9 protein-coding genes are annotated in these 15,752 nt (G+C 68.9%); 5 read left to right on the plus strand and 4 right to left on the minus strand.

Annotated elements, in window-relative coordinates:
- Nucleotides 1-76: 76 nt before the first annotated feature.
- Nucleotides 77-1,636 carry an ATP-binding protein gene (locus tag WME83_RS02605; protein WP_437317679.1) on the minus strand — a complete coding sequence of 520 codons (1,560 nt, stop codon included), beginning with the start codon at nucleotides 1,634-1,636 and terminating at the stop codon, nucleotides 77-79.
- Between the two features lie 480 nt (nucleotides 1,637-2,116).
- Here WME83_RS02605 and WME83_RS02610 point away from each other — a divergent pair, with 480 nt between their 5' ends.
- Nucleotides 2,117-2,938, plus strand: a complete 822-nt coding sequence (locus WME83_RS02610) for a 2-oxo acid dehydrogenase subunit E2 (protein ID WP_437317680.1) — start codon at nucleotides 2,117-2,119, stop codon at nucleotides 2,936-2,938.
- A 543-nt stretch (nucleotides 2,939-3,481) separates the two neighbouring features.
- Entirely contained in the window at nucleotides 3,482-8,410 is a 4,929-nt protein-coding gene (locus tag WME83_RS02615) for an AAA family ATPase (RefSeq protein ID WP_437317681.1), read from the plus strand.
- Between the two features lie 69 nt (nucleotides 8,411-8,479).
- On the opposite strand, the gene WME83_RS02620 is transcribed toward WME83_RS02615, so the two are convergent.
- The gene (locus WME83_RS02620; RefSeq protein ID WP_437317682.1) at nucleotides 8,480-8,911 is read right to left on the minus strand and encodes a nuclear transport factor 2 family protein; all 432 of its coding nucleotides are present in this window, start codon (nucleotides 8,909-8,911) and stop codon (nucleotides 8,480-8,482) included.
- Nucleotides 8,912-9,752: 841 nt separating this feature from the next.
- Between WME83_RS02620 and WME83_RS02625 the strand changes: the two genes are divergently transcribed.
- Nucleotides 9,753-10,907 carry a hypothetical protein gene (locus WME83_RS02625; RefSeq protein ID WP_437317683.1) on the plus strand — a complete coding sequence of 385 codons (1,155 nt, stop codon included), beginning with the start codon at nucleotides 9,753-9,755 and terminating at the stop codon, nucleotides 10,905-10,907.
- Between the two features lie 101 nt (nucleotides 10,908-11,008).
- Here WME83_RS02625 and WME83_RS02630 read toward each other — a convergent pair whose 3' ends face one another.
- Nucleotides 11,009-12,958: a hypothetical protein gene (locus WME83_RS02630; RefSeq protein WP_437317684.1), complete on the minus strand. Its 1,950-nt coding sequence runs from the start codon at nucleotides 12,956-12,958 to the stop codon at nucleotides 11,009-11,011.
- 222 nt (nucleotides 12,959-13,180) lie between these two features.
- Nucleotides 13,181-13,309, minus strand: a complete 129-nt coding sequence (locus WME83_RS02635; RefSeq protein WP_437317685.1) for a hypothetical protein — start codon at nucleotides 13,307-13,309, stop codon at nucleotides 13,181-13,183.
- A 194-nt stretch (nucleotides 13,310-13,503) separates the two neighbouring features.
- Between WME83_RS02635 and WME83_RS02640 the strand changes: the two genes are divergently transcribed.
- Both WME83_RS02640 and WME83_RS02645 read left to right on the plus strand, forming a co-directional pair.
- Entirely contained in the window at nucleotides 13,504-14,166 is a 663-nt protein-coding gene (locus tag WME83_RS02640; protein ID WP_437317686.1) for a fused MFS/spermidine synthase, read from the plus strand.
- Entirely contained in the window at nucleotides 14,163-15,704 is a 1,542-nt protein-coding gene (locus WME83_RS02645; protein WP_437317687.1) for a spermidine synthase, read from the plus strand. The genes WME83_RS02640 and WME83_RS02645 overlap by 4 nt, the downstream gene beginning before the upstream one ends.
- Nucleotides 15,705-15,752 lie beyond the last annotated feature (48 nt).

Raw genomic sequence — 15,752 nt, forward strand, 5'->3', positions numbered from 1 at the left:
CAGCGAGGAGGATACGGCGGCGGGGGGAGGGGATGAAGGAGATCTGGGGCCGCCCTCGCCTCGCCCCCACGTCACCTCAACACCTCGCCTCCGCCGCCCCCCGCGGCAGCCGCGCCGTGAACGTCGTCCCCCGCTCCGCCTCGCTCTCGACCTCGATCCCCCCGCCGTGCGCCCTCGCGATCTGGTGCGCGATGAACAGCCCCAGCCCGAGCCCGCGCCCCATGCTCGCCCTCCCGCCGACCGGCGCCTGGTGGAACGGGTCGAACAGCGTCGCCAGGAGCTCGGGCGCGATCGCCGGCCCGTCGTTGTGCACCTCGATCAGCACGTCCTCCCCGCGCGGCCGGATCGCCACCCGGACGGCGCTCCCGGGCGCGGCATAGTCGACCGCGTTCTGCACGAGGTTCGTCACCATCTGCGCCACCCGCTCCGGATCCCACTGCCCGGCGCCGCTCCCGTGCAGATCGAGCCGGATCGGCACCCCCGCGTGCGTCGCCTTGAGCTCGTCGATCGCCCCCTTGCAGATGAGATGGACGTTCCCCGGGCTCGGCGCGATCGGGATGCTGCCGCCGAAGCGGCTCCGCGTCAGGTCGAGCAGATCCTCGATCGTCCTTGCCATGCGGCGCGCGCTCGCCGCGATCCGCTCGACGCTCTTCGCCTGGTCCGGCGTCAGGTTGCCATGGTGCGTCAGCACGCTGGCCGCCAGCGTGACCGACGTGAGCGGCGTGCGCAGGTAATGGCCGAGCGCGCCCAGGAACCGATCCCGAAACGCGAGCTCCTCGCGCCGCGCGGCCTCCGCCCGCTTGCGCTCCGAGATGTCGATCACCGTGCCGATCATCCGGACGCTGCACCCCGCGGCGTCGAAATAGGCGCGCCCCTGCACGCAGACCCAGCGCTCGATCCCGTCGCAGAGCCCCACGAGGCGGTACTCGACGTTGTACTCCCCTCCGCTCGCCGGATCCTGCGAGCGCAGCACGGCCTCCTGCACGCGCGCCCGATCGTCCGGGTGGATCGCCGAGACGAAGAGCTCGTAATCGACCTCCTGCTCCGGACCCACCCCGGCCACCTTCCGGCAGCGGTCGTCCCAGCGCAGCGCGCCGGTCACCGTGTCGTAATCCCAGACCCCGACGCCGCCGGCCTCCGTGGCGAGCCGCAGGCGCGCGGCGCTGTCCTCGAGCGCGGCGCGCGTCGCCGTCTCGATCTCGCGCGCGCTCGTCCACATGCTCGCGTCCACCACCGCGTGGAGGACCTGCGCCTCCCTCACGCCGAGGGAGATCCCCTGTGCGGCGCACACCTCGATCAGCGCCGCCCGGAGGTGCGACAGCTCGCGCAGGGTCGCCGCGATGCAGCGGACCTGCGCGGCGTGGAGGCGCGCCTGGTCCTCGATCCGCTCGTGGGCGCTCGCGGGCTCCCCGTCCTCGCCGGCGCGGAGCTCGGCGCGCCGGCTCGCCGCGAGCGCCTCGATGAGATCATCGAACAGCCTGGGGACCTCGTCCGCCAGCAACGGACCCCCGTGCTGCTTCGCCATCGCCCTCGGATCGTCGAGCACCCGGCGCGTCCAGCGCTCGATCACGGCGCGCTTGCAGCTCTGCAGCCTGGCGGCGAGGGAGCTCGTGAGGGGCGGACCGGCGTCATCCATCGCCACAAAAGCGAGCGCGCGCCACCGCGGATGTCACGTGAGGGGACCCCCTGATTGGCGCGTCGGTGGCCGTCATACGAGCTCGCGCAAGCGCCGAGCGCTCTCACGGACGAGGAGGACGCGACGGCGAGGAGACGGGCCGCCAGGGCACCCACAGGAGAAAAGAAAAGAGAGGGGGAGAAGCCGCCGAGGAGCCAAGAGCGCCGATGAGGAGAGCAGAGAAAGATACCCTCGCCATGGAGCCATGACGCCAGAGGAGAGAAAACGAGAAAGCTGCCATGGTCGAGAGATCCAGGAAACCCTCTCATCAGCGTTTTATCACTGCAATTGCCGCCCGAGATTCGTACCTTCCGGCAGCGACCAAGCGTCACCATGGAGTGACGGCGCCGCCGGGGAGACCCACCGGTCTCGGGCGCCGGGCAGGCAGCCTGGCGCTGCTGTTCGTGCGCGCTTCTCGCGCTTCAGGAGGTCCGCGGATCGATGGCAAAGATCACCGGGTGGCGAAGGGTGGCGTCGGCCATATGGCGCGCGCCGGAGAACCCGCAGATCTTCGGCGCGTTCGAGTGCGACGCCGGCCCGCTCTCGACGTTCATCGGGGCGGCGCGGGCCGCGGGCCACCACCTCACGCCGACCCACCTCGTCGGCCGCGCCGTGGCGCACGCGCTCTTCGAGATGCCCGATCTGAACACCCGCATCGCCGCGGGTCGCGCGGTGCCCCGCCGATCGATCGACATCTTCTTCATCACGACGGTCGAGGGCGACAGGGATCTCTCCGGCGTGAAGATCGCGTCCGCCGATCGCAAGAGCGCTGTCGAGCTCGCCCGCGAGCTCGCCGAGCGGGCGCGTGGGCTCAAGGCGGGCCGCGATCCCGGCTTCGCCCGGACGAAGCGGACGGGGAACGCGCTCCCCGGGCCGATCCTGCGCCAGGTGCTCCGGTTCTCGTCGTGGTGGACCGGGACGCTCGACCGCGACCTCCCGGCGCTCGGCCTGGAGCGAAGCCCCTTTGGCAGCGCGATGGTCACCAGCGTGGGAATGTTCGGCATCCCCACGGGGTTCGCCCCGCTCGCGTCGTTCTTCAAGGTGCCGCTCATGGTCCTCGCCGGAGAGATCGCCGACAAGCCGGTCGCGATCGACGGCCGCGTCGAGGTACGCCCGATGCTCCCGATCACGGCGACCATCGACCACCGGGTCGTGGACGGATGGCATCTCAGCCAGGTGCTCCGGCACTTCCGGGACTACCTGGCCGACCCTGCGGCGTTCGAGCCCGAGGTGCCGGCCCGCCCAGCGCCGCCGCCCGCGTGAGCACCGCAGTTTCACGGCGCCCGGGCGCGACGATCGGCCAGCGGGCGCGGCCGTGAAGCTGGACGCGCTCTGTCGCCCACCGCACCGACGCGGCGGGAGAGCGCGCGCACGACGTTCCAACCGTCACGCGCTTCTGATACAAACCATCTTCGTCGAGGGGGGCTGGGCACCGGAGGGGGATACGGTGCGCGGAAAGGACACTGCTGCGGCGTCGCTGCAACCATTGCTTTCATCCTGCCCAGAGATGCTCTTCATCCTCGCGGCCCGTTGGGCCCGTGCCAGGCGTGCCCCCTTTCACCCAAGCTGTTGAGGGACCATCAGCGACGCCGTCGGCAACCGCTCATGAGCTTGCTGGCTCTCCATCCGCTGTGGGCGCGCAGGCCGTACAGTGAAGACAGACGCGCTGGTACGTGGATAAACCGTTGATTGCTCATCTCTTTTCGAGAAGATGAGCGGATCGTCATCCAGCGTCGATCCTCGGAGAGGAACGCGGACATTCGTCCTTGACATCATCGAATCTTTGGCGCTCTCCTTCTACCGACCATGACAACGAGACGCCCGGGGGTTGAGCGAGGGACGGCGCGAATCAACGGATATCAAATCACCGCGAAGACGGGCGAGACGGCGGCCTCGGTCACGTACCGAGCCCGCCGAGAGGGGGATGGTAGGGAGGTGGCGGTGAGGATGCTCCACGCCGATCTCTCGCGGATCGCCGATGTCACGCGCTTCAAGCATGCCTGTAGCGCCATCCGGCGCATCGACTCGGAGCGGATCGTCAAGGTCCACGGCGTCGAGGAGCACGCGGACGGGCTCTTGCTCGTGACCGAGTATTTCCCGGGTGCCGCGCTGTCCGAGCTCTTGAAGGATCGGGGCGAGCTCGACGTCGGCGGGTTCCTGAGCGGCGCCATCCGGATGACCGAAGCCCTGGCCGACATCCACCGGCGCGGCCTCCTCCACGGCGACATCAGGCCCCGGAACATCCTGCTCGGGGAAGGGGGGCAGATCAAGCTCACCGGCTTCGGCGTCGAATCCATCGTGACGCGCGAGCGGGAGGCGATCTACGGCCGCGAGGTCCTCTCGGAGGTGCTCCCGTACACCTCACCCGAGCAGACGGGCCGCATGAACCGCAGCGTCGACTACCGCGCCGACCTGTACTCGCTCGGGGTCGTGTTCTACGAGATCCTCGTCGGGCGAAGGCCGTTCGAGGCCGCGGACCCGCTCGAGCTGATCCACGCCCACATCGCCGTGAGGCCGACCCCGCCCTCCGAGCTCAGCCCGAAGGTGCCCCCGGCGCTCTCGGCCATCACGATGAAGCTGCTCGGCAAGAACGCCGAGGATCGCTACCAGAGCACCGAAGGCCTGAAAGACGATCTGGAGGAGTGCCGGCGGCGCTGGGAAGAGCGCGGCTCCATCGACGACTTCACCCCGGGCCAGCACGACAGGACCGATCTCTTCCAGATCCACCAGAAGCTCTACGGCCGCGAAGGCGATATCCGGCGGCTCATCGAGTCGTTCGACGACGTGATCCGGGGCAGGCGCGCGATCGTGCTGGTCTCGGGCTACTCGGGGATCGGCAAATCGTCCCTCGTCCAGGAGATCCTCAAGCCGCTGGCGCGGGAGCGGGGCTATTACGTCAGCGGCAAGTACGACCAGTACAACCGCGACACGCCCTACAGCGCCGTCGTCCACGCGTTCGACGCGCTCGTCAAGCAGCTCCTGTCCGAGAGCGAGGAGCGCGTCCAGAGGTGGCGGAGGGCCATCCTCGACGCCCTCGGGGGCAACGCGCAGGTCATCTGCGACGTCCTGCCGTCGCTCGGGCACCTCATCGGCGCGCAGCCGGCCGTGCCGGCGCTCGGCCCGGTCGAGGCCCAGAACCGCCTGAACCTCTGTTTCAAGAAGTTCGTCTCGGTGTTCGCCCGCCCGGCCCACCCGCTCGCCGTCTTCATCGACGATCTCCAGTGGGTGGACTCGGCCAGCCTCAGCCTGCTCAAGTCCCTCCTCGCCGACGAGGGGATGGAGTCTCTCTTCTTCTGCGGCGCCTATCGCGACAACGAGGTGAGCCCGACCCACCCCTTCCTCGTCGCGCTCGAGGAGCTCCAGGCGGCGCGCCTCGGGGTCGTCGACATCGTCCTCGAGCCGCTCCGGCTCGCCCACCTGAACGAGCTCCTCAGCGACAGCCTGCGGACCGGCGGCACGGACGCGCTCGCGCGCGCGGTGCTGAAGAAGACCGGCGGAAACCCGTTCTTCGTCAAGCAGTTCCTCCGGCACCTGGTGGAGGTCAGGGCCCTGGTCCTCGATCCCGCGGCGGGGTGGCGCTGGGACCTCTCGACGATCAAGGAGCTCGAGCACACGGACAACGTCCTGAGCCTGATGGCGCAGACCATCCGGCGCCTCCCGGAGGACACGCAAGAGGTGCTCCGGCTCGCCGCGGCGATCGGCAACAGCTTCGAGCTGGAGATCCTGAACACCGTCAGCGCAGAAGCCCCCGACGCCACCTACGGCAGCCTCGCCAGGGCCATCGACGATGGCCTGATCGTGAGCGCCGGCGAGGGCTACCGCTTCGCGCACGACAAGATCCAGGAGGCGGCATACTCCCTCATCCCCGCGCGGGACCGGCCGCGGTTCCACCACCGGATCGGGAGGCTGCTCCTCGGCAGGCTCGACCCCGACGACGGGCAGAGCGTGTTCGATGTCGTCAATCACCTGAACAGCGCCGGCGACCTTATCGCGGCGCCGGAGGAGCGGCTCACCTCGGCCAGGCTCAACCTCCGCGCGGCCGCGCGCGCCGAGGAGTCGAGCGCCTTCTCCGCGTCGCTGAAGTACCTGGAGCACGGCATCTCCCTGCTCCCCGCGGACGCGTGGGCCTCCGAGTACGACCTGACGTTCGCCTACCACACGAAGAAGGGCGTGCTGGAGTCGCTCTGCGAGCGGCACGACGACGCGCTCGCGACGCTCTCCGGCTGCCTCGACAAGGCGAGGGGGCGGGTGCACGAGACCGAGGTCCGGCGCCTGAAGATCAACGTGCAGATCCTGAAGAACGACCTGCCCGCCGCGCTGGACGAGGGGCTCGCCGCCCTGCGCGCGTTCGGCATCGACCTGCCGCCGTACCCGGACGACGCCATGCTCACCGCCGAGATCGAGCGGACCATGGCCATGATCGGAGATCGGCCCATCGCCTCCCTCATCGATCTGCCCGTCCTGACCGATCCCGAGATCGCCGCCCTGCAGGACCTCTTGCAGGAGATGTTCTCGCCCACCTACCAGCTGGGGACGAACAACTTCGGCATCACCGTGATGAAGATGCTCCAGAACTCGCTCACGCACGGGCTCTCGAGGAACTCGATCTACGCGTACGTCAACTTCGGGACGATCCTGTGCGCCCGGCTCGACGTCGAGCGGGGCTACGAGTTCGGCAGGGCGGCGGTCCGCCTCAACGAGCTCAATCCGGACAAGAAGTCCGAGGCCATGCTGTGCAACATGTGGGGCGCGTGGGTGCAGCACTGGAAAGAGAGCTATGCGACCTACAAGGCGTCGCTGCGCAAGGGCATGCACGTCGGCCTCGAGACGGGCCAGTACATCTGGGCTTTTTACAATGCGTGCAACTCCCAGCTGAGCAGCCTGCTCCAGGGGAAGAACCTCCACGAGCTCGTCCAGGAGGCGAAGGACAGCGAGCACATCTGCAAGCTCGACAGGTTCAACGCGATCACCTGGATCGTCGCCGCCGCCGCCGATCTCGGCGAAGAGCTCAGCACGTCGGCCGAGGGGGACGGCGACAGGCCGCGCGCGCGCCGGGTCGATCTCGACGCCATCATCGCCGAGGCCAGGCGGATCAACAACACCGCGAGCCTCTACTTCACGAACATCTTCACGGTCATCGGCGGCGTCTTCAAGGGCGAGCACGAGCGGGTGGCCGCGGTCTGGGGCGAGACCGACCCTGGCGCCGACGTGATGCTCGGGGCCTGGCACGCGAGCCCTTGCTATTATTTCTATGGCGGCGTGGCGTTCTCGCGGGCCTCGACGGCCGCCGCCCCGGCGCTCGGGGGCGCGTACGTCGAGCGGCTCAGGGCGTTCGCGGGCAAGCTCGATCTCTGGGCGGGGCTCAACCCGCAGATCTTCCGCCACCGCAGCCTGATCTTGCGGGCCGAGCTCGCGCGGATCGAGCGGCGCGAGGGGGCGGGCGCCCTCTACGATCAGGCGATCACCGCCGCGAGGGAGGCGCGGCTCCTCCACGACGAGGCGCTCGCGAACGAGCTCTGCGCGCTCCATTACCGCGACATGGGCAGGGAGTTCCTCGCGCACGCCTACATCGCCGAGGCGCACCGGCTCTACGCGCGCTGGGGCGCCGCGCGCGTGACGGAGCGCCTCGAGCGGGACTTCCCGCAGGCGCTGGGGCGGGAGTCGCCGCGCCAGACGGGCTCGGGCGATTACGCCGGGGCCGCCCAGAGCGCCTCCCTCGAGCACGCCGCGGAGGTGGACCACGGCAAGGCGAAGCTCGATACGCTCGCCGTCATCAAGGCCTCGCAGGCGATCTCGGGCGAGATCCTGTTCCCCTCGCTCCTCAGGAAGCTCATGCAGAGCATCCTCGAGAGCGCAGGCGCCAGGAAGGGGCTCGTGATCCTCAGGGACAACGACAGGCTCGTGGTCCAGGCGGAAGGTCACGTCGAGGCGCGGGAGATCAAGGTGCTGTCGCCCGTCCCCCTGGAGGCGTGCGGGGATGTCGCCGCGAGCGTTGTGCACTACGTCACGCGGACCGCGGAGAGCGTCGTCCTCGGCGACGCCGCCCGCAGCGACCTGTTCGCGAGCGACCCGTACATCGCGAGGACCCAGGCCCGCTCGATCCTCGCGGCGCCGATCCTCCGGCAGGGGCGCCTCGTGGGCGTCATCTACCTCGAGAACGATCTGGCCGCCGGAGCGTTCACGCCGGACCGGCTGGAGGTGACCCGGCTGCTCGCCGCCCAGGTGGCCATCTCCATGGAGAATGCGCTGCTGTATGCGAGCCTCGAGGAGAAGGTCAGGACGCGCACCGCCGAGCTCGAGATCGCCCACGAGAGGATCGAGATCGAGCTCTCGGAGAAGCTCGCGCTGATCGCGCGGCAAAAAGAGCTCATCCGCACCCTCTCCACGCCCATCCTCGAGGTGTGGGACGGCGTGCTCACCATCCCGGTGGTGGGCGGGCTCGACGACGACCGGGCCTCGACGATCATGCAGGATCTGCTCGAGCGGGTGGTCCATACCCAGTCGAGGTCCACGATCATCGATCTCACCGGGGTGAGCGCGATCGATCCCGGCACGGCCGAGCGCCTCGTGCGCATCATCCGATCCGTGCAGCTCCTCGGCTCGCGGAGCGTCATCACGGGCATTCAGCCCGAGGTCGCCCGGACGATGATCTCGCACGGGCTCGACCTGAGCCGCGTGACGACGCGCGCGAAGCTGCGCGACGGCTTGCGGATGTGCATGGGACAGCGGAGCTGAGGGCGGGAGCTCGCCGGTCGCGCCGGTCCGCCGCCGCGAAGCCGCCGTGGGGCGACGCGCTCCGCGGGTCTACTTTTTCACTGTCGAATGTATGAAGTCCAGCTTCCACTCGTCTCCAACCTTCTTGAAGGTCGCGCTCTCCAGCCAGTCGCGCGTGGTGAGACTCGCGTCGTCCTTCACGAACTCGCCGTGGTTGGAATACCTCATGTTTCCAGAGGCGTTGTCGACGTTGATCGTGAAGCCATCGAACGAGTAAGTGGCTTTGGCGATTGGAGATTTGTTGATGATGTCAATCAGGCCGTCGTTGTTGATCACCTTTCCATTCTCGTAGATGATAAAATCAGATGTTGTCAAGGATTTCATTCGTGTGAAATCCTTCTTGCTGATGCAGTCGAAATACGCGACGATTACTGCTTTCAGCTCTTCGGGGCTGTCGGGTTTTCTGGGCTGGCAAGCGGATAATGTCGCGATGAGCGCCAGGGGAACCAACATGGTCTTCATGGCGAGTGTCAACCTCTGCTGTTGCTGATGTCGCTTCCGATCATTCTTCGTTGGGAGCCGTTCGCGGGCAGGATCGAGCGTCGGTTATCCCTTGCCTCCGCGGCGTAGAGGCCGCGCCCGCCGGAACGTCGAAGGCCCGAGGGCTGCCGCCGTCGGGCCTTCTGGATCTCCGCCTCGCCGGAGGTCCCCACCTGATATCACGAGACGGGCTCCAGGTCCAGAGAGCGGCGGTCTGAGGCGATTGCCTTCGTCCGTCTGCCGCCTCGCTCTCTGCACCTGCTGCCGCGTCCAGCTTCGCCTCTGCCATCGCTGCGATCGCGGCCAGCGCCTCTGCCTCGACTGCCGCCCTCCGGCGTCGTGAGTCGCGCCGCCGCGCCGGCGCCGCCCACCGGACTCGGCCTCACGCCCGCCCAGCTCGTCCGGCACGCGGCTGCAGCCGCGAGGCGCCGCGAGCGCGACACGTCGGTGCATAGGAAAAAGTTCCGCCACCATGGCCACGCGGCAGAGCGCGCGGGTCGGGGCAGGTCGTGACGAACAAAATCTGAAGGATCGCTCCCCGTGGCGGCATGAAGTCCGGCGAGGTGCAGAGATCCGGCAGACGAGCAATCCCTCGGTTTCGCCGGGCGACGCCCCTCGAACGAACGTCGACCATCCTCCCGATGAAGGCTCGCATAGGTACGCGAGATGCAGCGCTGGACACCATGTTCCAGGGGACCCCGAGTGGAGGCGGCCGCAGCGCCCGACTCGTGCACCGAGGGGCAGGGGGCGCGCCCCCGCTCCCAGCGTCGGCCGCCTGGCTCGGTCCGGTTTGGCTCGGCGATCCAATTCGACGGAGTCTAACATGAAATTTTACACCATTCTTGCTTCTTCCGTTCTCCTCTCGGCGTGCATGGGAGGGGGCGACGACGTCTCCACCCATGGGACAGACGGCAATTCCGCCGCCATCCTCGGCGGCGCTGCCGGTGACGCGCCGTCGGCGAGGGATCGTCCGCCGACCCGCGAGGAGGCGGAGGCGATCCTCGATCGCGTGGTCGCGCTCTACCAGGACAACGCCGCGGCCGCGAATCCGGCAGGTACCCACGAGATCTCGTGGAGAATCGACTGGGACAGCGATGCGGTCAGCGCCCATGTGCTGCTCAAGGCCGGGGAGGACTGGACCATCGAGGTGAGCAAGGGATGGCTCACGGCCCCGAGCATGACGACGGAGGTGTTCGCGCTCACGATGTGCCACGAGATGGGGCACTTCATCGGCGGGTTCCCGTTCAAGACCTCCGGCCGGGACAGCTCCGGCGCGCTGGGCACGTCGGTCTCCTCCGAGGGACAGGCCGACTACTTTGCCACAAAGGATTGCTTGCCGCGGCTGTGGGCGAATGAAACCGAGGCCAACGCCGCGGCGTTCGCCGAGCTCGACCCTTCCGCGCGCGAGCGTTGCACGACGGCCTACGGCGACCTGGCGAGCCAGCAGCTCTGCGGCCGGATCCTGCTCGCCAGCCTGCAGACGGGGCGGCTGTACGAGGAGCAGGACGTGCTGCAGGCCCCCAGGGAGCTCGTCTACCCGCGGTTCGACACGCCGGACACGACCGAGGTCGCGGTGACCAAGGAGGGCCATCCTGCGCCCCAGTGCCGCCTCGACACGCTCGTGGCGGGAGCCGTGTGCAGCGTGAAGGCCACGGGGACCGAGATCCCGGGGTTCGTGCCGCCGTACGGCGAGTATAGCGATGCGAGCGAAGAAGCTGCGCGCCCGTTCGCGTGCCAGACCGGCCCCGGGGCCCGACCGAGGTGCTGGTTCCAGCCGGACACGGTGGCCACCGACTGCTCCGAGCTCGGTGAGCAAGCGTGCGTCGTCGAGGAGGGGCGAACGGGGGTCCGGTACTGCGACACGACGTCCGGCGTGACCTATTACTGGTGCTTCGGGGACGAGGTGTGCAAGACGAGCAGAGACGGCTTCTCGGACTGCTATGCTCCCGATGTCGATCCCGACGAGGGATCTTTCTGAGCGCGCTCGGCCGATCTCGGGGCGTCGCGCGCGGCGCCGCCCGCTGGCGCGGCAGGCCGCTGCTTTCGTCGCGTTCGGCCGAGCGAGGTGACCACCGCGCGTCAGGCGGAACGCTCTCGCGCAGGCCCGGAGGCGAGAGCCGCCCGAGGGGCCGTCGATGAGCGGCGCCTGCGGCCGCGTCGCGCGAGCGTGAGCCCCACGAGCGCCGAGGCGAGCGCGGCGGCACCTTGCAAACCTGCGTTCTGGCCGGCGGCGCTCCGGCCGGCGCTGCAGCCCATGGCGGCCGGCGGCGGATCGCCGAGCGCGCCGGCGCTGGCGAGATCGCCGGAGAGCGGCGTCGCCTCGACGTCGTCGAAGGTGTCCGGGGCGGCTTCGGGGTCGCCGCGATCCGGCGCCGGCGGTTCGGCGGTGCCGGCGGCGAGCGGCGCCGTGTACATGAGCTCAAGCCCCGCCTCCGGTCGTTCCATGACGGGGCGCCCGGCCATCTCCTCCGCCGCGACCGCGCCATCTCCCGTCGTCCCGTCGCCGGTCGCTACCTCGAACAGCGTGTTGCCGAGCGTCACGTACCAGCCCCCGTCGAACCAGCGCGCATGACCGAGATCGGAGCCGATCTCTTCAGGCTCTTCCCCCGGGCGCCCGATGTAACGTTTCCCGTCGTTCAGGAACACGACATCGCCCGTATCGCCGATGCCGTCGTGCCCGATGCGGAGCCTCTGCTGGTCGAACCGGCTCGACGTCGGGAAGTCGCTGAGCTGGTGCAGATCACCCGCCGGGGTCCGCACCCAGACCTGATTGACGGCGCCGTCGCTCTTCAGGAAAGCTGTATACCCCGCATGCAGCAGCAGCCCCGCGGCGTTGCCTTGCCTCGAGTCGCCGAGGAACACCTCCTGGCCGTCCGCTGTATAGAGGTAGCTCGAGCACACGGCCCCGTTCCACCACCGGCCTGCGACGTTCGTGCCGTCCGTGATCGGCCGCTGCAGGTAGCCGGGATGGTTCCCGAGCCGGAGCTCGCCCGGGCCGCGGATCGACGGTTCCTCGTACGTGCTGAAGTAGATATCGCCGGAATCCGCGATGTCGGCTTGAAACGGTGAGGTGGTGCCTGGCCTGAGATGGAACGTCGTATCGACGTCCGTGGTCAGCGTGAGCAGGTTGATCCGGTCCTCGTCGGGCGTCATCCAGAGGAGCGAGTCGCCGTTCACCGCGTCGATCCATCCTCGCCTCGCGGTCGTGCTGAAGCGGCCGTTCGCCCACGCGAAGAGGTACCCGTTCCACGATTGCATCACGACCCCTGACGGCGTGAGGGCGCCGTAATCCTCGGTCGTGGTGTGGGGGGTGGGCGGCTGGAGCTCCCCGATGTAGGTGACCAGCTCGGTCGCGCGGTCGACGACGCCGAGCAGGTAGTTGTGATCGAGGAACAGGATGCGCGTCGCGTCGAAATCGATGATGGCGCCGGGGACGCGCTGCACCACGGAGAGCTTCGGGCTCTCCTCGACGTAGTAGGCGGGGGCGTACGTGCCATAGCTGGCCGGCATCGTCAGCGGGCCGCCGCCGGGGTTCTCGGACTGGAGCCTGATCGTGAGCACTTCGCCCGACTGGAGGGGAGGCGACAATGGGGGCAAGATGATCTCCATCGCACCTGGCAGCGCCGACGGCCCCCCTGTCAGCACCTCAGCCTTGCGCATCTGGCTGGATACGACCGCCCTGAATTTGAGGCACGAGTAGGGGGGAGTTCCAACACACCTCGCGACGATGGGGGTGTCCCTGGTGATCGGGGTGTAGGGGCGTGGGCTGGCCACCCACATGGTCGGGGGCGCATACAGGTGCACGAGTCGCTGAACCGTCGAAGCGTCCCCGTACCTGTCGTACGCGGTGACCTTGAGGGTGTACGGACCGTAGGGGATCGGGGTCAGGTCGAACGTCCCGGAATGCATGCCATTGACCTGGTTGCGCGTGAGCGGGATCGTCACCCCGGCGTACTCCGCCTCGACGGCGTAGACCTCCTCGGGCGGTGTCGCCCGGACGCTCACCCGCATCGAATTCAGTCGGGTCACCCCGACCGAGCTGTCTGACGAGTCGTTCGGATCCGTGGTCAATTGACTCACGGAAACTCGCGCAAGAGCCGCCGTGGACGAGAGGGACGTCAAACCCAGAACGGCCAACCCGATGAGCGCGCGGTGCATGTTCATGCGTCCTCCATGGATCCATGGTTCCGCCCGTCTTTGATGCCGGCTCGGAGCGTTCCATTCAAGCGGTCGATTGGGATCCGCGCCGCCTCATCCGGACGGCTCCCGCGTCTTGGATAGCCCGTACCAGGCGTCGAGGGCGGCCGGCGAGAACACCTTCAGGCGGGCCAGGATCACGCGCGCGAAGTCGAGCGGCGCCAGGGCCGAGGCGGTGATCACGCCGCGATCTTCCACCGCGGCCCCACGCGCGCCGGCACCTCGGTCTCCTTCGCCCGTGACCAAGAGGCGTCGACCATGACGTGCTGGTCCTCGGGTGAGGCGAGGCCGCCGGTGGCGCTCCGGACACCGAAGAATGCGCTTGCCAGGCCGCTCTGTGAGGGCATCATGGCCAGGACCCCCCAAGGGCCGCACGCATGCCCTCGCAGACCCTCGCGACCAAGGTCGCCCCGCCGGACACAGAGCAGCAGAAGGCGCAAGCCATGGAGCCCTGGCTCTTCCCGGTGTTCTTCCTCTCGGGCTCGGCAGCGCTGGTATATCAGGTCGTCTGGCAGCGCGCCCTCTACGCGATCTACGGTGTCGACATCCTGTCGGTCACGATCGTCGTCACCGCGTTCATGCTGGGTCTCGGCCTCGGGAGCCTCGCGGGTGGGGCGCTCTCGCGCCGATACCCGCGAGCTGCGGTGACGCTGTTCGCTGTCGCCGAGCTCGGGATCGGCCTCTACGGCGCGCTCAGCCTCCGTCTCTTCGCCCTGATTGCAGGTGTCACGCACGGCATTGGCCATGTCGCCGCCGGTGGGGTGGCCTTCCTGCTCGTGGTGCCCCCGGTCATGCTGATGGGGGCCACACTTCCCCTCCTGGTCGGGCACGCCACGTCGCGATCGCAGAACGTCGGTCGCTCGCTGGGTGACCTCTACTTCGCCAACACGCTGGGCGCGGCGTTCGGCGCGTTCCTGGCGGCGCGCTACCTGCTGGGCGGGCTGGGCCTCCGGGCCACCACCGAGGTCGCCGCGGCGCTCAACGTCCTCCTCGGTGTGCTCGTGATGGCCCTGCGCCGGCGGCGTCGCGGCGAGCCATGAGGCTCCTCGTCGCCGTCCTCGTCGCCACGCTCGGCGGCTATCTCGCGCTCTCGCACGAGGTCCTCTGGGTCCGGGTCTACAGCTTCGCGACCGAAGGCGCGCCCGAGGCCTTCGGCTTTCTGCTCGCGGCCTACCTCGCCGGTCTGGCCGGCGGATCGCTCCTCGCCGGTCGCTACTGCCGGAGCGCCGCGGCGGAGCGCTCCGGGCAGCTCTACCGCGTGGGCGGGGTGATCGTCGCCGGGGCGCTCGCGGCCTTCCTCGTGGCCCCCGCCGTCGCGCACCTCGTTGGCCGCGGCGTGGACCCGGCCTCGACGCTGCCTGTCTTCGCGCTCGCGAGCACCTGCCTCGGCGCGGGGTTTCCGCTCCTGTGCCACTTCGCGATCCCCGCGGACGAGCTGGCCGGCGCGCGGCTGTCCTACGTCTACGTCGGCAACATCGCGGGCTCGACGCTGGGCAGCCTGGTCACCGGCCTCGTGCTGCTGGATGTCTTCCCCCTGCGCGAGCTCAACGTGGCCCTCGCGATCGCGGGCGCCGCGCTGGGCGTGATGCTCATGCTCTCCGCGTCGAGGACGACGCGCTCGCGCGTGCTCAGCGGCGCGCTCCTGGCGGCCGCCATCGGGTCCTTCGTGGGGTCGGCGAAAGCGCTCTACGGCGACCTCTACGAGAAGCTCCTTTACGCGGAGGAATACCGCGAACACGGTCGCTTCTCCGACGTCATCGAGCGACGCGAAGGCGTCGTCACGGTCTCCCGGTCGGGCACCGTGTACGGCGGCGGATCCTACGAGGGCATCGCCAGCGTCAGCCCGCTGCCCGAAGAGGACGAGAACCGGGTGTTGCGGGCCTACCTGGTGTCCGCGTTCCACCCCGAGCCGCGCGACATCCTCATGATCGGCCTCGGATCCGGCTCCTGGCTCCAGGTGCTGGCGAACGACCCCGACGTCGAGCACCTCACCGTCATCGAGATCAACCCCGGCTTCATCGAGGCGGCGCGGCGTGCGCCCGTCGTCGCGAGCGCGCTGGACAACCCCAAGGTGGAGCTCCTCATCGACGATGGTCGGCGCTACCTGGGGCGGACCTCGCGCCGCTTCGACGTCATCGTCGAGAACACCATCGTGTACTGGCGCTCGTATGCCTCGATGTTGCTCTCCCGAGAGATGATGGAGCTGTCCCGCCGGCACCTGAAGCCGGGCGGCGCGCTCTATTACAACACCACCATGTCCACCGCGGCTCAGAAGACCGGGGCGACCGTGTTCCCCCACGCCGTCCGCTACCAGAACATGCTGATCGCGAGCGACGGTCCGATCACCATCGACCGCGCGCGCTTCGAGAGAAAGCTCGACGCCTGGCACATCGACGGCCGTCCCGTGCTGCCCGCCGGCAGCCGGGCCGCGCAGCTCGATCTGCTGAAAGAACAGGACTGGCGCGGCGGGCCCACGTGGGAGAGCCGAGAGTCGATCCTGCAGCGGACGCAGGACGACCCGATCATCACCGACGACAACATGGCGACCGAATGGTGGGCGTTCGACACGTACCCCTAGAGAGCGGCGGTCACCCGCTTAGAGCGGCGGTCACCCGCTTCGGATACG

Source organism: Sorangium sp. So ce385 (genome assembly GCF_051474135.1).
In the GTDB taxonomy this organism is placed as follows: domain Bacteria; phylum Myxococcota_A; class Polyangia; order Polyangiales; family Polyangiaceae; genus Sorangium; species Sorangium cellulosum_D.